The 18,429-nt window shown below is 51.6% G+C and carries 20 protein-coding genes; 17 read left to right on the forward strand and 3 right to left on the reverse strand.

What is annotated here, in order from left to right; all coding sequences use genetic code 11:
• Positions 1-157 precede the first annotated feature (157 nt).
• The 3 genes from K5621_RS07065 to flgA all read right to left on the reverse strand — a co-directional run bounded on the left by K5621_RS07065 (position 158) and on the right by flgA (position 1,691).
• On the reverse strand, positions 158-589 hold the full coding sequence (locus K5621_RS07065; RefSeq protein WP_100142901.1) for a flagella synthesis protein FlgN: 432 nt from the start codon (positions 587-589) through the stop codon (positions 158-160).
• Positions 589-912 (reverse strand): flagellar biosynthesis anti-sigma factor FlgM, encoded by a 324-nt coding sequence (gene flgM / locus K5621_RS07070; RefSeq protein WP_100142902.1) that lies wholly within the window; start codon positions 910-912, stop codon positions 589-591. The genes K5621_RS07065 and flgM overlap by 1 nt, the downstream gene beginning before the upstream one ends.
• 71 nt (positions 913-983) lie before the next feature.
• A complete protein-coding gene (gene flgA, locus K5621_RS07075) occupies positions 984-1,691 on the reverse strand; it encodes a flagellar basal body P-ring formation chaperone FlgA (protein WP_100142903.1) in 708 nt (235 codons plus the stop codon).
• A gap of 188 nt (positions 1,692-1,879) precedes the next feature.
• Here flgA and K5621_RS07080 point away from each other — a divergent pair, with 188 nt between their 5' ends.
• The 17 genes from K5621_RS07080 (at position 1,880) to fliD (ending at position 18,425) form a co-directional block, all read left to right on the forward strand.
• The gene (locus tag K5621_RS07080; protein ID WP_100142904.1) at positions 1,880-2,800 is read left to right on the forward strand and encodes a chemotaxis protein CheV; all 921 of its coding nucleotides are present in this window, start codon (positions 1,880-1,882) and stop codon (positions 2,798-2,800) included.
• Positions 2,801-2,944: 144 nt separating this feature from the next.
• Positions 2,945-3,778, forward strand: coding sequence for a CheR family methyltransferase (locus K5621_RS07085; RefSeq protein WP_100142905.1), 834 nt, complete (start codon positions 2,945-2,947; stop codon positions 3,776-3,778).
• A gap of 173 nt (positions 3,779-3,951) precedes the next feature.
• Positions 3,952-4,350 carry a flagellar basal body rod protein FlgB gene (gene flgB, locus K5621_RS07090; RefSeq protein ID WP_100142906.1) on the forward strand — a complete coding sequence of 133 codons (399 nt, stop codon included), beginning with the start codon at positions 3,952-3,954 and terminating at the stop codon, positions 4,348-4,350.
• Positions 4,351-4,352: 2 nt separating this feature from the next.
• On the forward strand, positions 4,353-4,769 hold the full coding sequence (flgC, locus tag K5621_RS07095) for a flagellar basal body rod protein FlgC (RefSeq protein WP_100142907.1): 417 nt from the start codon (positions 4,353-4,355) through the stop codon (positions 4,767-4,769).
• Positions 4,770-4,784: 15 nt separating this feature from the next.
• Positions 4,785-5,468 (forward strand): flagellar hook assembly protein FlgD, encoded by a 684-nt coding sequence (gene flgD / locus K5621_RS07100; RefSeq protein ID WP_100142908.1) that lies wholly within the window; start codon positions 4,785-4,787, stop codon positions 5,466-5,468.
• A gap of 54 nt (positions 5,469-5,522) precedes the next feature.
• Positions 5,523-6,884, forward strand: a complete 1,362-nt coding sequence (flgE, locus tag K5621_RS07105; RefSeq protein WP_100142909.1) for a flagellar hook protein FlgE — start codon at positions 5,523-5,525, stop codon at positions 6,882-6,884.
• A 166-nt stretch (positions 6,885-7,050) separates the two neighbouring features.
• Positions 7,051-7,794 (forward strand): flagellar basal-body rod protein FlgF, encoded by a 744-nt coding sequence (gene flgF, locus K5621_RS07110; protein WP_221050794.1) that lies wholly within the window; start codon positions 7,051-7,053, stop codon positions 7,792-7,794.
• Positions 7,795-7,805: 11 nt separating this feature from the next.
• Positions 7,806-8,594, forward strand: a complete 789-nt coding sequence (gene flgG / locus K5621_RS07115; RefSeq protein ID WP_100142911.1) for a flagellar basal-body rod protein FlgG — start codon at positions 7,806-7,808, stop codon at positions 8,592-8,594.
• 12 nt (positions 8,595-8,606) lie between these two features.
• Positions 8,607-9,281: a flagellar basal body L-ring protein FlgH gene (gene flgH / locus K5621_RS07120; protein WP_100142912.1), complete on the forward strand. Its 675-nt coding sequence runs from the start codon at positions 8,607-8,609 to the stop codon at positions 9,279-9,281.
• 10 nt (positions 9,282-9,291) lie between these two features.
• Complete coding sequence (locus K5621_RS07125; RefSeq protein ID WP_025011052.1) at positions 9,292-10,383, forward strand: flagellar basal body P-ring protein FlgI; 1,092 nt, start codon at positions 9,292-9,294, stop codon at positions 10,381-10,383.
• Positions 10,384-10,408: 25 nt separating this feature from the next.
• A complete protein-coding gene (flgJ, locus tag K5621_RS07130) occupies positions 10,409-11,419 on the forward strand; it encodes a flagellar assembly peptidoglycan hydrolase FlgJ (RefSeq protein WP_221050795.1) in 1,011 nt (336 codons plus the stop codon).
• A gap of 20 nt (positions 11,420-11,439) precedes the next feature.
• Positions 11,440-13,365, forward strand: coding sequence for a flagellar hook-associated protein FlgK (gene flgK, locus K5621_RS07135; protein WP_221050796.1), 1,926 nt, complete (start codon positions 11,440-11,442; stop codon positions 13,363-13,365).
• Positions 13,366-13,376: 11 nt separating this feature from the next.
• Positions 13,377-14,582, forward strand: a complete 1,206-nt coding sequence (flgL, locus tag K5621_RS07140; RefSeq protein ID WP_221050797.1) for a flagellar hook-associated protein FlgL — start codon at positions 13,377-13,379, stop codon at positions 14,580-14,582.
• Between the two features lie 95 nt (positions 14,583-14,677).
• Positions 14,678-15,499 carry a flagellin N-terminal helical domain-containing protein gene (locus K5621_RS07145; protein WP_100142916.1) on the forward strand — a complete coding sequence of 274 codons (822 nt, stop codon included), beginning with the start codon at positions 14,678-14,680 and terminating at the stop codon, positions 15,497-15,499.
• Between the two features lie 216 nt (positions 15,500-15,715).
• Positions 15,716-16,534: a flagellin N-terminal helical domain-containing protein gene (locus K5621_RS07150; protein ID WP_100142917.1), complete on the forward strand. Its 819-nt coding sequence runs from the start codon at positions 15,716-15,718 to the stop codon at positions 16,532-16,534.
• Positions 16,535-16,696: 162 nt separating this feature from the next.
• Entirely contained in the window at positions 16,697-17,029 is a 333-nt protein-coding gene (locus K5621_RS07155; RefSeq protein ID WP_425332457.1) for a flagellar protein FlaG, read from the forward strand.
• 28 nt (positions 17,030-17,057) lie between these two features.
• Positions 17,058-18,425, forward strand: coding sequence for a flagellar filament capping protein FliD (gene fliD / locus K5621_RS07160; protein ID WP_100142919.1), 1,368 nt, complete (start codon positions 17,058-17,060; stop codon positions 18,423-18,425).
• Positions 18,426-18,429: the final 4 nt, after the last annotated feature.

The raw sequence follows: 18,429 nt of genomic DNA on the forward strand, positions 1-18,429 counted from the left end.
CAGGGGATACGTTTGGGAAGGTATCTTGAATGTTGCCCCTTGGCCTTAGCGCCCTGTATTGAATCAGGAGAAGGCTAGGGGCACAGTAGCGTGGGTCGCTCCAAGGAGCCAAACTTACTCAATAAGCTTAAGCAACAGAACAGGAATGGGGCTTTAATCAAGCCTTGAGATCGTTACCCAAGGTGGCGATGGTTGAAGTCTTTCCTTTGCCGTCATAGGTCAGGCTGGAGGCGTTACGGCTCACCTGCAGAGCCTGCGCCAAGCGATTGATACTGGCCATGCTCAGCTCTATCAGGCCGGCATTTTCTTGATTGCGCAGTTGGCAAGCAGCCAATAGTTCACGCGCCTCAACGACTCTTTCGGCCAACGGCGGCTGACTGAGCTTGACTTGTTCCGGGTGAGAGGAGAGCGCTTCATCGATGGCCTTGACCTGGTTGAGCAAGTCACTCTTGTCTTTGGCCAATTGCAGCAGATGGTCGGCATTGCGATCCAGCAGGGCATTTTTCTCCTGCCCGATCAAGTCCAGCAGACGCTCGAGTTGAGTCGTCTGCTGTGCTACCAGGCTGATGATATCCGGAGTATCTGGCATCAGGACCCTTTATTGAGTTCGTTCAGTTCTGATTCGAATTGAGATATGTTGGCGGCCAGTTTTTCCGGATCAACCTTATATCGGCCTTCGGCGATCGCCAATTTGATTTCGGTGATCTTCTTTTGATCTATTTCCGGCAGGGAGGCCATTTTGCTCTGTACTCCTTGCAGCTGTTGCGCCTGTTGTGACACAACCACAGAATCTGTCTTCTGCGGGGTAGCACTTTGTTGAGCACTGCTTTGAGTGCTCTGGGTGGTGTTTCTAGGGATAGAACCTGTGTTCACCCTAGGTTGATTTTGCAGTTGTTTAATATCCATCGCCATCGTCGGATCCAGCCTGTTCTCTGATTACCTTGCTGTCTTATCGGCACAGCCAAGGGGAACTTTAGCATTTTTTACATTCGAACTTCCACTTCGCCAACATTGATGACGGTGGCTTCCAACACTTTGTCAGAACGAGTGTTTTTCACCCGAATCTGTTCTCCAAGGTTACCATCATGCAGGGCTTCACCGACAGTTTTTATTTGAAACTTCTCGTTACCGGCATAGATGGAGACGCTGTCACCCTTGCAAACAAAACAGAGATTAGCGGCAAATAAGGGGTAGTCTTTGGCCACCCGTCGCTTGAGTCGGGTACCTGTGACTGTGGCGATATCCTCGAACTGTTCTCCGCGCAGGCTGGTTTCATCTATGTAGCGAAGTGCCAGGTTTTCCGGCCCAAGCACAGTGCCCGGGGCCAGTGTTTGGGTGGCCACTACCACGGGATAACTGATGTCCACCCGCACTGAGACATAGATTTGCCACGGGTAACTGAGTTCCGGGCTGGTACAGCCGATGCGCACCGTATTGTTGCGACTTATTTCTCTGTCGCTGGCCATCTCGGCCGTCAACGGCGAACTGCAAGTGGGGGGCGTGAGCCTGGAATCCAGTCGTTGTGGCGTGATGATTATTCTGGCATCTGTGGTCGCCAACACTTTTTTGGCAATAACTTCTTTAGCCAGCGCCTCTATGGCCGATATACTGGGAACGAAGTTGTTCTCAGCGGCCATTGCTGAGATGGACAGTAAAAACGTGGCTAAAATACATGCAAAATTTACTTTCATAATGAACGGGCTAGCTTGTCTCGCCAGATTACACCTATACTTTCAATGATTCCCGGGATCCCTGAACTGGCTTCACCACAGGTTCAGTCAGAAATTTGACTGAGATCCGGTATCTTGGATTAAGCAAATAGTATGCCTGTCTGCATGACGACAGGTATTTATCAATACAAAGACAACAAGGCAGCCTTATGTCGAGCATTCTTGAATCAGTCAATAAGCGCACTCAACTGGTTGGACAAAACCGCCTCGAACTTCTGTTATTCAAACTCAACGGCAGACAAAGGTTTGGGATAAATGTGTTCAAAGTTAAAGAGGTTCTTCAGTGCCCTCCGTTGACCGCTCTGCCTAAACTGAATTCCTTCGTTAAGGGAGTCGCCCATATTCGTGGTACCACTGTGTCGGTTATCGATCTCAGTGCGGCGACTGGCGGCAGACCCATAGATGATGTCAAGGATTGCTTCATCATTATTTCTGAATATAACCGTAGCGTACAGGGCTTTTTGGTTCGTTCCGTTGAGCGGATCATTAACATGAATTGGGAATCCATCATGCCGCCACCGGAGGGGGCTGGGCGGTACTCTTACTTGACGGCCGTGACCGAAATTGAAGGCGAACTGGTTGAAATTCTCGATGTCGAAAAGATCCTCGATGAAATTTCGCCGGTCAAGACAGATATCAGTCAGGAAATCGACGAATCTCTCACAATCGACAGAGAGCAGAACTATCATATTATGGTGATTGACGATTCCTCAGTGGCCCGCAAACAGATCATTCGGGCGCTGTCATCGTTGAATCTGCAGATAGATACCGCCAAAGATGGTCGGGAAGCCCTGCAAAAGCTGAAAAGCATCGCCGCAGAGATGGACAATGTTGCCGATGAAATTCCGTTGATCATTTCGGATATCGAGATGCCGGAAATGGATGGTTACACTCTGACTGCCGAGATCCGTGATGATCCCAAGTTAAAGAATATCAAGGTGGTACTGCATACCTCTTTGAGCGGGGTGTTCAATCAGGCCATGGTGCAAAAAGTGGGCGCCAACGATTTTATTGCCAAGTTCAACCCCGATGAACTGGCATCGGCAGTTAACAAACATCTGAGTCTCTAGTCGCTGTCAGCTGTGGATTTTTATGACTATAGTGAGTGAGATGTCTTGTGTTGCAAATGGGGCTGGGGTATAACGCTGACCCAGTTTTTAAATGTCGTTGTTGCAAGCCACGGCGACATTTTCACGGATAGTTAGGACACAAAGGTGCCAGATAAATCTCTCGCAGAAACTGAATACAATCAATTCAGGCTGTTTCTCGAACAGCACAGTGGCATTGTATTGGGTGAGAACAAACAGTACTTGGTTCGCAGTCGTTTGGCGCCTTTGATGGGGAAATACGGTTTGCCTTCCCTGTCAGATGTCGTTAAGCAGTCGATGCGACCCACCGAACGCCAGTTACGCGCTGAAGTCGTTGATGCCATGACTACCAACGAGACCCTTTGGTTTCGTGATAGGTATCCTTTTGAACTCTTGGGTAATGTATTGTTGCCGGGCTATACCAAGTTGGGGCGGCCGCTGAAGATATGGTCGGCGGCTTGTTCATCTGGTCAGGAGCCCTATTCACTGGCGATGACAGTGCTTGAGTATCAGCAGCGTAAGCCGGGTGCTTTGCCGGGCGGTGCCATGATCCAGGCTACCGATCTGTCGCCGTCCATGCTGGAGCGTTGTAAAAACGCTGAGTATGACAAGCTGGCGTTGGCCCGCGGTCTGTCTGAAGAGCGCAAACGTCAGTTTTTTGAAGCTCTGCCCAACGGCAATATGCGGGTCAAGGATAATGTCCGCCGTTTGGTGAGCTTTCGGGCGCATAACCTGCTTGAGAGTTACACCTTGCTCGGTAAGTTTGACATTATCTTCTGCCGCAATGTGCTTATCTACTTTGCCCCGGAGGCAAAGGCAAAAATACTGCGGCAATTTGCTGCCGCTCTCAATCCCAAAGGGATACTGTTTTTGGGTGCCAGCGAATCGATTGCCGGTTTGACCGACGAATTTGACATGGTTCGCTGTAACCCTGGCATTTATTACCAGAAGAAAAACTAACCAATAACCTTTTGATTTTACTGGTAAATATGTAAAGGGCGCGTCGAATTAGACGGGCCCTTTTTGTTATTTCCTTTCTTTATGGCGCACAGCTGTGCTGTCTTTCGCTATTACATCCATATTTGGCACAAAGCTTGCTTTATCTTTGTCGAGTCATTAGAGGAGGCGGTTTTATGGCGATCAGTTTCGATAAGGCCCTTGGCATACATCAATACACTCTGGGTATTCGCGCTCAGCGTGCCGAAGTGCTTGCCAGCAATATAGCCAATGCCGACACCCCTCACTATAAGGCTCGGGATGTTGATTTTTCATCGGCGTTGCAGGCGGCAAAGGGGCGGCAACAGGGGGTCAGTATGATGGCCACTTCTGAAAAGCATTTCGACCTCAAGGCGTTGACTGCCGAGCATGTGCAGTATCGAGTACCGGATCAGCCTGACACGGGTGACGGTAATACGGTCGATATGCAAAAAGAGCAACAGGCCTTTATGCAAAATGCGCTCGAATATCAGATGTCGCTGGGATTTCTCGACGGTAAGTTCGCCGGAATGAAAAAGGCATTGAAAGGAGATTAATCATGAGTTTGTACAATATCTTCAATGTTGCGGGTTCGGGGATGTCGGCGCAGTCGGTGCGCTTGAATACCACCGCCAGTAACATAGCCAACGCAGACTCCGTTTCTTCCAGTATCGATAAGACCTACAAGGCGAGACACCCTATTTTTGAGGCCGAGTTGGCTAAGGCCAATGGCCAACAACAGCAGGGCGCGGCGGTGAAGGTCAAGGGCATAGTGGAGAGCGATAAGCCCTTGTTGAAAGAGTATTCGCCGGATCATCCGATGGCCGATGCCGATGGTTTTATCTACAAACCCAATGTCAATGTGGTGGAAGAGATGGCCGATATGATTTCGGCTTCCCGCTCTTATCAGATGAACGTCCAGGTGGCCGATGCCGCCAAGTCTATGCTGCAGCAGACCCTGAGGTTGGGCAAGTAAAGGGAGACATAGCCCATGAGTGTGAATTCAATTAATCCCTTCCAGGACAATATCAGTGTTCAATCGGGCACTGAGGCCAAGAAGAGTAACAACCAGCAGCTGACCCAAGAGGATTTCTTCTCGCTGCTGAGTAGACAGTTGTCGATGCAGGATCCTTTCAAACCTGTAGACAATGACCAGATGATTGCCCAAATGGCATCGTTTTCTACTGTTGATGGTATCTCCAAGCTCAATGAGGAGATAGTTAACCTCAATACGGTAATGACCTCGAGTCAGGCATTGCAGGCATCAGGCCTTGTGGGGCAGAAAGTGTTGATCCCGGCGGGAACCGGTTATGTTTCAGCGGAAGATCCCACGCTCAAAGGGGTGATCACATCGCCTGAGAAAATTCCGTCGATCAAGGTGACGGTCGAAGATGAGGCCGGACAGGTGATCAAGACCTTTGAGGTGGATGGCAGTGCCGGCGGTAACATAGACGTGGAATGGGATGGCTTGGATAAAGATGGAAATCCGGTGGATGCCGGTATCTATACCATGAAGGCCAGCGGAGTTGTCGATGGTAAGCCTCAGGATCTTATCGTTAGCTCCTATGCCCACGTGACCAGCGTATCGCTCAACTCCGCCAGTGGCGCCGTGTTGAATTTAAGAGGTATTGGCGGGATCAGACTGGCCGATGTGCTGGCTGTTTCCGAAGTTTAATTCTGTATCTGCCCCGGCTGCGCCGGACAGTATCTGAAAATCATGAGGTGAATTATGTCCTTTAACATTGCTCTGAGTGGGATTGCTGCGGCGCAGAAAGATCTCAATACCACAGCCAACAATATTGCCAACGTTAATACGATTGGCTTTAAAGAGTCCCGGGCCGAGTTTGCCGATGTGTACGCCAGCTCGATTTTCTCCAATGGGAGAACCACAGTGGGCGGCGGTGTAACGACCACTCAGGTGGCGCAGCAGTTCCACCAGGGTAACCTAAACTCCACCAACAACGCGTTGGATTTGGCGATCAACGGTGGTGGCTTTTTCGTGACCTCTCCCAATGTGGGCAGTCAGGATTATTCCTTCACCCGCGCGGGGGCCTTCAAGCGTGATGAAAACGGCTTTTTGGTCGATGCGGCCGGTAACTTTCTGCAGAGCTTCCCGGTCGATAAAGACGGCAACTCTACCTCAGTGAGTCTGACCACCACCAAGCCGGTGCAGATCCCGGATACTGCCGGTAGCCCGCAGAAGACCAACAATGTTGGCATCAGCATGAACCTGGACTCTACCCAGGCGACGAAAGACCCCGCGGCGTTTGACCCATCCAAGTCAGACACTTTCAATAACTCCACCGCAGTGACCATTTATGACTCTCTGGGTAACTCCCACACCCTGACCACTTATTTTGTGCGTCCGGAAAATGGCGCCTACACGGGCGAGAGTAACTGGGTGGCTTACTATGCCATCGATGACAAGCCGGTTAATCTGGGCGGCGGCGCTGGCAGCTACCAGACTGATACTGATGGTGACGGTACTCCGGACGCTACGGGTACAGCGCAAACTGCAGGTGGCTGGACTGGCGCCGTGCTCAAGTTCAACGATGTCGGCGGTTATATAGGTTCAGATCCGGCGGTGATCACCACAGAGCAGTTGGGTGTTGGCGGTGCCAATGTTCTCGGCCCTGCGGCGGACGGAACCCAGACAATAACCATAGACTTCAACAACCCGACCCAGTTCTCGGAAAAGTTCAACGCCACTGAATTGACGCAGGATGGGGTGACAGTGGGTCGTCTGACCAATGTGGAAGTGGGTACAGACGGTTTGATCTCAGCCAAGTACAGCAATGGCTCCACCGTCCCCTTGGCACGAGTGGCGCTGGCGCGTTTCTCCAACGAACAAGGACTGAGCCAAGTCGGTAACACCTCCTGGAAAGCCAGCCTGGATTCAGGCGCGGCGTTGGCTGGTGAAGCCAATAGTGGCGTGTTCGGCAGTATCCGCTCCTCAACGCTGGAGCAGGCTAACGTTGACCTGACCACTGAGCTGGTGGACCTGATTTCGGCTCAGCGTAACTTCCAGGCCAACTCCCGTACCCTGGAAGTGAACAACACATTGCAGCAAACTGTACTGCAGATCCGCTAATCCTTCCTGTGCAAGACATTGCCGTAGCGGCAATGTCTTGCCGCTTTCCCCCGCGATTATTTACAAGTCTCTGAAGTTCTTCTGTTGTCGCTGCGCGCGATTGCTCATTTTGTTGGCACGATGTTTGCTTTTACCTGGGTAGGTAAAAAGATTGACGGAGCAGCAGGTGGACAAACTTCTCTATGTCGCCATGACTGGCGCCAAACAAAACATGAATGCGCTGGCGGTTAGGGGTAATAACCTGGCCAATGCCAACACTGATGGTTTCAAGTCTGAGATGACTCAGGCCCGTGCGATGCAAGCCTTCGGTGAAGGATTGCCGACGCGGGTGTTTGCCATGACAGAGTCACCTTCGGCTAATTTCAAGTCCGGCCCTATCAAATCGACCGGGCGGGATCTGGACATCGCCATCAAAGATCAAGGTTGGATTGCCGTGCAGGCCGCCGATGGCAGCGAGGCCTATACCCGCTCCGGCAGTTTGAGTTTTGACACCACAGGTTTGCTGCGTAACGACAGGGGTAACCCTGTGATGGGCGACAACGGTCCGATAGTGCTGCCGCTGCCGATAGACAAAATCGAGATTGCTGCCGATGGCACTATCTCCATTCGTCCCCAGGGCGCAACCGCCGAGGTGATTGAAGAGGTCGGCCGTATCAAGTTGGTTAACCCGGGTAATCAGAACCTGATGCGCGGTGAAGATGGTTTGTTCCGCACCCTGGACGGCATCCCGGCCGCCGCCGATCCCTTTGTGAATGTGGAAAGCGGTGCGGTGGAAGGCAGCAACGTTAATCCCGTGGACGAAATGGTCAATCTTATCGAGTTGCAGCGCCAGTTTGAGCTGCAGGTAAAAATGATGAAAACCGCTGAAGAGAACGACAAGTCGTCCGCTTCACTGATGCGCATTAGCTAGGAGTAATTGATATGCATCCCGCGTTATGGATAAGTAAGACTGGGTTAGATGCCCAGCAAACAGACATCTCGGTGATTTCAAATAACGTCGCTAATGCCAGCACCATAGGCTACAAAAAGGGCCGGGCGGTATTTGAAGACTTGCTGTACCAGACGGTCAACCAGGCTGGTGGTATCAGCGCCTCCAACACCAAGTTGCCCAACGGTCTTAACCTGGGCGCAGGTACCAAGGTGGTCGCCACCCAGAAAATTTTCTCCCAGGGTAACCTGCAAACCACAGATAACTCACTGGACATGATGATTGAAGGCCCCGGGTTCTTTGAAATCCAGCTGCCGGATGGCACCACGGCCTACACTCGTAACGGCCAGTTTTCCCTGGATGATACCGGACAGATAGTGACTTCTGGCGCCGGCTATGTGTTGCAACCTGCGATTACCATTCCGGACGATGCCACCAGTATTACCGTTTCCGCCGAAGGCGAAGTATCGGTTAAAACCCCGGGCGCCGCCGAAAACCAGGTGGTGGGCCAGCTGACCATCTCTGATTTCATCAATCCGTCCGGCTTAGATCCCATAGGGCAAAACCTCTATCTGGAGACTGGTGCCAGTGGTACTCCAATTCAGGGCACGGCTTCACTCGACGGTTTGGGTTCTATTCGTCAGGGCTCGCTGGAAACCTCCAACGTTAACGTGACCGAAGAGCTGGTTAACCTGATTGAGAGTCAGCGGATCTATGAAATGAACTCCAAGGTCATTTCGGCGGTGGACCAGATGCTGGCTTATGTGAACCAGAATCTGTAGTGAGGTGATGTGATGAAACCCTTGTTCCTTATCATTCCGGCTCTGTTTCTGGGGGCTTGCACGGCTACTCAGAACAAACCCATAGCCGATGATCCCTATTATGCGCCTGTGTATCCAGAAGCGCCGCCGACCCGGATAGCGCCGACCGGCTCTATCTATCAGGACAGCCAGGCGTCTTCACTTTACTCAGATCTGCGGGCGCACAGGGTAGGGGACATCATCACTGTGGTGCTGGTGGAGTCGACTCAGGCGAAGAAAAGCGTCGGTAACAAGATCAAGAAAGGCTCGGACATGTCGGTGAACCCGCTCTATATGGGGGGCGGCAATGTCACCATCAAGGGCAATCCGCTGGATTTCCGCTATGGCGACAGTATGGATACCAATCGTGAGGCCGATGCCGATCAGAGCAACAGTCTTTCCGGACAGATCTCGGCCAACGTGATGCAGGTGCTGGGCAATGGCAATCTGGTTATTCGCGGTGAAAAGTGGATCACCATCAATAATGGCGACGAGTTTATCCGGGTAACCGGCATTATTCGGCCGCAGGATATTACTCCCGAGAACACCATAGATTCGCCCAAAGTCGCCAATGCCCGGATTCAATACAGCGGTACTGGCACCTTCGCCGATTCGCAAAAGGTGGGCTGGCTGAGCCAGTTCTTCCTCTCTGACTGGTGGCCTTTCTGAGGATAAGCTCATGAAAATAAAATTAATCATGGCACTTGCCTGTTTACTGGTTTCCCTACCGGGACAGGCCGAGCGCATCAAGGATATTGCCGATATCCAAGGGGTCAGGGATAACCAGTTGATAGGTTACGGCCTGGTGGTAGGTTTACCGGGCACCGGAGAGAAGACCCGTTACACGGAGCAGACCTTCAAGACCATGTTGAAGAATTTTGGCATTAATCTGCCGGATAACTTCAGGCCCAAGATCAAGAATATTGCCGTGGTGGCCGTGCATGCCGATATGCCGCCCTTTATCAAACCGGGACAAACTCTGGATGTGACGGTATCGAGCCTGGGTGAGGCCAAGAGCCTGCGCGGCGGTACTCTGCTGCAGACCTTCCTCAAAGGGGTGGACGGCAATGTCTACGCCATCGCCCAGGGGAGTCTGGTGGTCAGTGGCTTCAGCGCCGAGGGGCTGGATGGCTCCAAGGTGATCCAGAACACGCCAACCGTGGGTCGCATTCCCAACGGCGGCATAGTCGAGCGTGAAGTGGCCAGCCCCTTCGGTAATGGCGATCACCTGACTTTTAACCTGCACAGAGCCGATTTCTCCACCGCCAAGCGTACCGCCGATGCCATTAACGGCTTACTCGGCCCGGGTATGGCGCGGGCGCTCGATGCTTCTTCCATTCAAGTCAGTGCTCCCAGAGATGTGTCGCAGCGGGTATCTTTCCTGGCCACTCTGGAAAATATCCAAGTTGAGCCTGCCGATGAATCGGCCAAGGTGATAGTCAACTCCCGCACCGGCACCATAGTGGTCGGCAAGGACGTCAAATTATTGCCGGCGGCTGTGACTCACGGTGGTCTTACCGTCACCATCGCCGAAGCGACTCAGGTTTCTCAACCCAACGCCCTGGCCGGTGGCCAGACTGCGGTCACCAGCAACAGCACCATAGATGTGGCTCAGGACAACCGGCGGATGTTTATGTTCAACCCGGGAACCTCGCTCGATGAACTGGTGCGAGCAGTGAATATGGTCGGTGCCGCACCTTCAGATGTATTGGCAATCCTCGAAGCCTTAAAGATGGCAGGAGCTTTGCATGGTGAACTCATCATCATCTGATTAATGGCACACTGGTTTATCGACTATGAACAAAATGGCTGATGCTTCGCAATTTCTGGATCTCGGTGGGCTGGACAAGCTCAGAGCCCAGGCGCAGCAGGATCAAAAGGCGGCGCTTAAAGAGGTGGCGCAGCAGTTTGAAGGCATCTTTGTACAGATGTTGATGAAAAGCATGCGTGATGCCAATGCGATATTTGAATCCGATAGCCCGATGAATAGCCAGTACACCAAGTTCTACGAACAGATGCACGATCAGCAGATGTCGGTGGAGCTGTCCTCAAAAGGCATGCTGGGGCTATCAGACCTTATGGTGCAGCAGTTGTCACCAGAGACCTCTGGTATTACCCCGGCTTCTGTGCTTCGCGGTGATGTTGACAATCGCAGTGTCGCGGCCTTGAGCGGCAGCCAGACAGATAAGAAAGCCAGCGTTGAAGCCGCCGCGGTTAAGGCCTCTGCGCTGCCGAGCAGTGACAGCCTGCAACAGGTATTGAGCGGCAAAGTATTGCCGTCATGGCGGCAGGCGCGGCCTGCCATCGGCAGCCAGGAAGAATTCGTCAAACAACTCTATCCTCATGCCAAGGCCGCTGCCGAAGCCTTAGGCACCCAACCCGAAGTGCTGCTGGCGCAATCGGCTCTGGAAACCGGCTGGGGTCAAAAAATGGTCCGTGGTCATAAAGGTGAGTCCAGTAATAACCTGTTCAACATCAAGGCCGACAGACGTTGGCTGGGTGAGAAAGCGGCGGTGTCGACCCTGGAATATGAGCAGGGCACTGCGGTGCGGCAAAAGGCCGACTTTCGGGTGTACGACAGTTTTGAGCAGAGCTTTAACGACTTTGTCAGCTTTATATCCGACAACGATCGTTACAGCCAGGCGCGCAAGATGGCCGCCAATCCCGGCGAATTTATCAAGGCATTGGCTGAGGCTGGATACGCCACGGATCCTCAATATGCCAACAAGGTGATGAAAGTGCTGGATACCATCAAGACCGATTTTGGTCAGTTGTTGCAGGAGTTCGGCTCAACGCCGGGCCAGTAAAGGTGCAGGAGCGATAACCCATGTCTATGGATCTGTTCAGTATAGCCCGCAGCGGGATCCTGGCCGCCCAGTCGCAGTTAGGGGTGACCAGTAACAATATTACCAACGTCAATACCGAGGGTTATCACCGTCAGGTGGCTATTCAGGGCACTTCCACCTCAATGCGCCTTGGTAACAACTTCTACGGCACGGGCACCTATGTGCAAGATGTAAAGCGGATCTATAACGATTATGCCGCTAGAGAACTGCGTATCGGACAGACTGGACTCAGTGCCGCCGAGATCAGCTACACCAAACTCAGCGAATTGGATCAGCTGTTTTCCCAGATAGGTAAAGCTGTGCCAGCCTCACTGAATGATTTTTTCTCCGGTCTCAATAGCCTGGCGGACTTGCCATCGGATCTGGGGATCCGCGGCTCTGTGCTCAATTCGGCCTCGCAACTGGCACAGAATCTCAACCAGATGCAGAGTCACCTCAGTGGCCAAGTGCAGCAAACCAATGATCAGATTGAAAGCATCACCACTCGGATCAATGAGATCAGTAAAGAGATGGCGCAGATCAATCTGGAATTGATGAAAACTCCAGGCAACGATTCGCAGCTGTTGGATAAGCAAGATGCTCTGATCCAGGAGTTGAGTCAGTACGCCGAAGTGAATGTGATCCCATTGGATAATGGCGCCCGCTCCATCATGTTGGGCAGCTCCTTTATGCTGGTGTCCGGCGAAGTCGCCATGACAATGGGAGTGACCAAAGGCGATCCTTTCCCCAATGAGCCCGAGCTGACCTATAGCCTTGGGGGCAGTGAATTGAAGGCCGATCCCGCCAAGCTAGGTGGTCAATTGGGTGCCCTGTTTGAATTTCGTGATAACACCCTGATGCCCGCCAGCCACGAGTTGGGGCAGTTGGCGTTGGGGATTGCCGATGCCTTTAACGAGATGCAGTCCCAGGGTTTTGATCTTAATGGCGAGCTGGGACAACCCATTTTTACCGATATCAATGACCCTGTGATTGCTGCAGGCCGTGTCGGCGCCTATTCGGGTAATCCGGGCTCGGCGTCTTTGAGTGTGAATATTGATGATGTCGGTGCCCTATCCGGCAGCAGTTATGAGTTGAATTATACCAGTGCCGGTACTTATGAACTTAAGGACATGAAGACGGGTGCTGTGACCAACTTGACGCTCAACGGCGATACCCTAGAAGGTGCCAACGGTTTCAGTATCAAAATTGATGCCGGTGCCATGGCCGCCGGTGACAGGTTTGAAATACGGCCAACCGCCAATGCGGCGGCCAACATAGGTGTGGTGATGTCAGATCCCAAAGGCATTGCTGCCGCGGCGCCGAAAATCACTGCCGGCACAGGCAATTCGGGGAGCACTTCGGTGAAGCTGGTCAGCATAGATGACAGAAGCGCGGCCAACTTCCCTGTGACCGACAGCGAGCTGACATTCACTCTGGATACCAGTGTTACTCCGCCCACCTATGAAGTCTTTGATGTCAATGGCGCCTCTTTGGCAACCGGAACCGCGGCCGGCACTCCACCGCAGATCAGTGCCTTTGGCTTTACTTTCGAAGTTGATGGCAGCAGTGGCGGCAGTGAGAGTTTCACTTTTGATCTCAGCTTTGCGCCGGGTGACAACAGCAATGCCGTGGCCATGGCCAAGCTCAGTGACAGCAAGATAATGAATAACGGTAAGTCGACTCTGGGTGATGTGTTTGAAAAGACTAAGCTGGATATCGGCAGCCAAACCAAATCCGCTCAGGTCAGAGCCGGGTCGGCGGAGGCCATTTACAATCAGGCTTACGCCAGAGTGCAATCGGAATCCGGGGTTAACTTGGATGAAGAGGCGGCCAATTTGATGCAGTTCCAGCAAGCCTATCAAGCATCGGCACGGATCATGACCACGGCCAATACCCTGTTTGACACCCTGTTCAGTTCGGTTCGATAGGAGTTTGAGTGATGCGTATTTCAACTTCACAGATGTACCAGCAGAACTTAAACAGCATTCTGCAGAAGCAAACGGATACCAGTAAGATCCTTGATCAACTCAATAGCGGCAAGAAGGTCAACACTGCCGGTGATGATCCGGTTGCGGCTATCGGTATAGACAATCTCTATCAACAAAATGCGTTGGTGCAGCAGTATCTCAAGAATGTGGATTACAGCAAGAATCATCTGTCGATGGCCGAAAGCAAGCTCGGCAGCGCCGAAACCTTGGTGTCCAGTATTCGGGAGCAGATGTTGCGTGCAGTAAATGGCACCCTGGCACCCTCAGAGCGGCAAATGATTGCCGATGAATTGCGCGGCAGTTTGGATGAACTCTTGAGTATTGCCAATACCCAGGATGAGTCGGGCAACTATCTGTTCTCCGGATTCAGCACAGACAATCAACCCTTTGCCTTCGATGCCAGCGGCAACATGATCTACAGCGGTGACAGCGGCGTTCGTGATGCCTTGGTGGCTCAAGGGGTTGCCATGGGCACCAATATTCCCGGGGATTCGGCCTTTATGAAGGTGCCTAATGGCATGGGTGATTATGGCGTCAATTATTTGACCTCCCAGACCGGGGATTTCAGGGTACTGAGTGCCAAGATAGATAATGCTGCGGCTCACGTGGCTGACACTTACACCTTCAACTTTACCGACAACGGTGCCGGTGGGGTTGATTTGGAAGTGTTGGATTCGGGAGGCACGGCGGTTGCGAATGTGGCCAACTTCGATGCCAGTAATCCCGTGAGCTTCAACGGTATAGAGGTAAAGCTGGACGGTACGCCGGCTGGCGGGGATTCCTTCACCATGGAACCCAAAGCCAATACGCCTATTTTCGATACCATTCATCAGGCCATAGGTCTGTTGGAAGATCCCGACCGGGTGAATACTCCGGAAGGTAAAGCTGAGTTGGCACAGTTATTGAATAACGTTGATAGCGGCTTGAATCAGCTCAGTGTGGCCAGAGGGGTGGCCGGGAATAATCTCAAAAGCCTCGAAAGCTACAGCTCCAATCACACAGAGGAGGAGCTGGTAAACAAGTCGGCACTGTCACTGCTGGAAGATCTCGATTACGCCGCGGCGATTACCGAGTTTCAAAAACAACAGTTGGCATTGAACGCCGTTTCAAATGTGTTCAGCAGAGTGGGTTCTGTTTCCCTGTTTGACTTTATTTAACAGAAAGCAAAGACCTACCCGTCTGTCAGATAAATAGTTAACAAATTTAGCCAAGCTCCGAGTCTTGGCGGTAAAACTAGGAAGAGGAACTCAACATGGCTATTACCGTTAATACCAACGTGACCTCGATGAAGGCACAAAAGAATTTGAATATCTCCACTGGTAACCTGGCGACCTCAATGGAACGCCTGTCCAGTGGTTTAAGGATTAACAGTGCCAAGGATGACGCCGCTGGTCTTGCGATCTCCAACCGTTTGAACTCTCAGGTTCGCGGTTTGGATGTAGGCATGCGAAATGCCAATGATGCTATCTCCATCGCTCAGATTGCCGAAGGTGCGATGCAAGAGCAGACCAACATGCTGCAACGTATGCGTGATCTGGCCATCCAGTCTGAAAACGGTGCCAACAGCACCGCCGATCTGCAGGCGCTGAAAGATGAAATGGATCAGCTGCGTGATGAGATCACTGCAATTGGTAACAGTACTGCCTTTGGTAATACCAAGCTGATGACTGGCGAATTCTCCGGTGGCAAGCTGTTTCAGGTAGGTCACCAGGATGGTGAAGACGTGACAGTGACAGTAAAGACCAACAATGCGGCTTCTCTGTCTGTCAATGCGCTGACTGTACTGACCTCTGCCGGTCGTGACTCTGCCATTGGTAAGATTGATACGGCTATCAAGAACATAGATACCCAGCGCGCCGAATTGGGTGCGATCCAAAACCGTCTGGCCCACAATATCAGCAACAGTGCCAACACTCAGGCCAACGTGGCTGATGCCAAGAGCCGTATTGTGGATGTGGACTTTGCCAAAGAGACGGCGGCCATGACCAAGAGTCAGGTACTGCAACAGACAGGTTCTGCCATGTTGGCTCAGGCAAATCAATTGCCTCAGGTTGCCCTTTCTCTATTGGGCTAATGATGTGTTTGCCGGTAATGTCGTCAGCAGTTTCACACTGTTGGCGATATTATTTTTTCCAAATAATCATTTAGTTAGAAAGAATTGATGATTTTTTGAAAAAAATGGCTAAAGATAAAAAAAGGGGTGCCGTTAAAGTTACTGTAACCAGTAAGACCCGCCTGGCTCAAACGAAGACAGGCTAGTTTTCCCAAGCCAGGTAAAGAGGAAATCATTATGGCTATTACAGTAAACACTAACGTAACATCACTGAAAGCTCAGAAAAACCTGAACATCTCCAACAGTGGCTTGGCCACTTCAATGGAGCGTCTGTCAAGTGGTCTGCGTATCAACGGTGCTAAAGATGATGCTGCAGGTCTGGCGATTTCTAACCGTCTGAATAGCCAGGTGAAAGGTCTTGAAGTCGGTATGCGTAACGCCAACGATGCTATCTCTATCGCCCAGATCTCTGAAGGTGCGATGCAGGAGCAGACCAACATGCTGCAACGTATGCGTGATTTGGCCATCCAGTCTGAAAACGGCTCTAACAGCTCTGCTGACTTGACTGCCATCAAAGACGAGATGGATGCGCTGGCAACTGAAATCACTGCTATCGGTAACACCACTGCTTTTGGTAACACCAAGCTGATGGCTGGTGGATTTTCTGGCGGTAAGAAGTTCCAGGTAGGTCACCAGGATGGCGAAGATGTGACCATCAAGGTTAAGACTACCAACGCTGCGACACTTTCTGTTAATACGTTGAATGTCACCACCTCTGCTGGCCGTAATTCAGCTATCGGTAAGATCGATGCGGCTATCAAGAACATCGACTCACAACGCGCCGAGTTGGGTGCCATTCAGAACCGTCTGGCTCACAACATCAGCAACAGTGCCAACACTCAGGCCAACGTAGCTGACGCCAAGAGCCGTATCGTGGACGTGGATTTCGCCAAAGAAACCTCTGCCATGACCAAGAGCCAAGTACTGCAGCAGACAGGTTCTGCCATGCTGGCCCAAGCTAACCAGCTGCCACAGATTGCATTGTCACTGCTGTAATCTTTCAGGTTAGCTATCGCGTCAGTTAAAGGGAGGTTCGGCAACGGATCTCCCTTTGCTGCATTCATGGAAGGAAGGCATTGCAGACAGATGGGTCAACTGAGTGGAGAATAAGCGATGGAAGTCACTAATTTATCCAATGCTGTCCCCGTGAGGACAGAAGTGAAACCGGGACAGTTGAAAGAGGCTGCTCCCAAAAATGCAGACATTGAGGCGACAGCCTTGCTCAAGCCGGTAGATGAGGCCGAGCAGAACACGCAAACGCAGCAAGATCCCGAGCAACTGAATCAGGTGGCGGAAGAACTCTCCAATACCATGTCTATGATGCGTAAGGGGTTGGCATTTAAAGTGGATGAGACATCCGGCACGCACGTGGTCAGCGTGATGGATGTAGACTCGGGAGATGTGATAAGGCAAATCCCCAGCGAGGAAGCTTTGGAGCTGGCTGCTAAACTGTCAGAAGTAGCAGGATTGCTGATGAAGACTGAAGCCTGAACAGGCTTAACGTGAGATAGAGGTTGATATGGCATTAACAGCAACAGGTATGGGGTCGGGGCTCAATATTACCGAGATCGTCAAGGTTTTGGTCGATGCCGAGAAAGTACCCAAAGAAGCGATTTTCAATAAGACTGAAGATACGATAGATGCCAAGGTTTCTGCCATCGGCACTCTCAAGAGTCAGCTGTCAAAGTTCCAGGATGCGTTGAAAAAGCTTCAGGACGGAGGCGCTCTGAACCAGCGCACAGTGACTCAGAGTAGTGAAGACTTCTTTTCTGCCACGGCAAACAAAAATGCATTGCCAGGCTCTTATAACATCAAGATTGAAGCCTTGGCGCAGCAGCATAAGGTTGCCGGCGCCGCCACCGCCGATGCCAGTGCTGCGGTCGGTGAAGGAAGCCTGCAGTTTGCTGTTAATGGCGAAAATTTCAGCGTTGATATTGAAGCGACGGACTCGCTTGAAGATATTGCCAAAAAGGTGAATGCCAATGCCGACAATGTTGGGGTAACTGCCACAGTTATTACCAGTGATGCCGGTAGTCGTTTGGTATTTAGCTCTGACAAGGAAGGGACGGATAACCAGATAAGCGTAACCGCAACCGATACTTCGGGGACCGGGCTGTCTGATATGTTTGGTGCCGGTAATCTTGAAGAGATCCAAGCGGCCAGCAATGCAGTGCTTTATATCGATGGTCAGAAGTTGACTTCTCAATCCAATGAGGTCAAGGATGCGATTCCAGGTGTCACACTCAACCTGTCTGATGCGGATGTCAATAAAACCACTAAGTTGACCATAGCTCAGGATACTGATGCGGTTAAAGAGAATGTGAAGGGCTTTGTTGATGCCTACAACAGTCTGATCTCATCAATTGAAAAGCTGTCGGCTTACGACACGGATAAGAAAGAGGCCGCTGCGCTGCAGGGCGACTCCATGATCCGCTCGCTTGAGTCTCAATTGCGTTCAGGGATCAGTGACAGGGTGGCAACGGCCGATGGCTCCATCGCACTCTATGATATTGGCATTAAAACCGACAGGTATGGCAAACTTTCGATTGATGACGCCAAGCTTGATCAAGCTATCAAGACCAATATGGATGGTGTTGAAGCGCTGTTTTCTACCAAGGACACAGGTATCGCCAATTCCATGAGTCAACTGGCCAATACTTACGTCAAAGCCGGTGGTGTAATAGATACCCGCAACCAGGCCTATACCGGCGATAAGCAGCGTTTGGAAGATCAGCGTGAAGCATTTGCCCTAAAAATGGAGTTGCTCGAGGCTCGATTGACCAAACAGTTCAATGCTATGGATTTGGTTGTCGGAAAACTGTCTAATCAGGGGCAGAATATTGTCGGCGCGTTGAATTCCTTGCCTGGCGTCGTTAAGCAGGGATAAGTGT

The sequence above is a fragment of the Shewanella carassii genome, from assembly GCF_019670705.1.
Classification (GTDB): domain Bacteria; phylum Pseudomonadota; class Gammaproteobacteria; order Enterobacterales; family Shewanellaceae; genus Shewanella; species Shewanella carassii.

Bases quoted from the DNA above. Each gene is read 5' to 3' on its own strand.
- K5621_RS07065 (WP_100142901.1), bottom strand. From the start codon at position 589: ATGCCAGATACTCCGGATATCATCAGCCTGGTAGCACAGCAGACGACT.
- flgM (WP_100142902.1), bottom strand. From the start codon at position 912: ATGGCGATGGATATTAAACAACTGCAAAATCAACCTAGGGTGAACACA.
- flgA (WP_100142903.1), bottom strand. From the start codon at position 1,691: ATGAAAGTAAATTTTGCATGTATTTTAGCCACGTTTTTACTGTCCATC.
- K5621_RS07080 (WP_100142904.1), top strand. From the start codon at position 1,880: ATGTCGAGCATTCTTGAATCAGTCAATAAGCGCACTCAACTGGTTGGA.
- flgB (WP_100142906.1), top strand. From the start codon at position 3,952: ATGGCGATCAGTTTCGATAAGGCCCTTGGCATACATCAATACACTCTG.
- flgC (WP_100142907.1), top strand. From the start codon at position 4,353: ATGAGTTTGTACAATATCTTCAATGTTGCGGGTTCGGGGATGTCGGCG.
- flgD (WP_100142908.1), top strand. From the start codon at position 4,785: ATGAGTGTGAATTCAATTAATCCCTTCCAGGACAATATCAGTGTTCAA.
- flgE (WP_100142909.1), top strand. From the start codon at position 5,523: ATGTCCTTTAACATTGCTCTGAGTGGGATTGCTGCGGCGCAGAAAGAT.
- flgG (WP_100142911.1), top strand. From the start codon at position 7,806: ATGCATCCCGCGTTATGGATAAGTAAGACTGGGTTAGATGCCCAGCAA.
- flgH (WP_100142912.1), top strand. From the start codon at position 8,607: ATGAAACCCTTGTTCCTTATCATTCCGGCTCTGTTTCTGGGGGCTTGC.
- K5621_RS07125 (WP_025011052.1), top strand. From the start codon at position 9,292: ATGAAAATAAAATTAATCATGGCACTTGCCTGTTTACTGGTTTCCCTA.
- flgJ (WP_221050795.1), top strand. From the start codon at position 10,409: ATGAACAAAATGGCTGATGCTTCGCAATTTCTGGATCTCGGTGGGCTG.
- flgK (WP_221050796.1), top strand. From the start codon at position 11,440: ATGTCTATGGATCTGTTCAGTATAGCCCGCAGCGGGATCCTGGCCGCC.
- flgL (WP_221050797.1), top strand. From the start codon at position 13,377: ATGCGTATTTCAACTTCACAGATGTACCAGCAGAACTTAAACAGCATT.
- K5621_RS07145 (WP_100142916.1), top strand. From the start codon at position 14,678: ATGGCTATTACCGTTAATACCAACGTGACCTCGATGAAGGCACAAAAG.
- K5621_RS07150 (WP_100142917.1), top strand. From the start codon at position 15,716: ATGGCTATTACAGTAAACACTAACGTAACATCACTGAAAGCTCAGAAA.
- fliD (WP_100142919.1), top strand. From the start codon at position 17,058: ATGGCATTAACAGCAACAGGTATGGGGTCGGGGCTCAATATTACCGAG.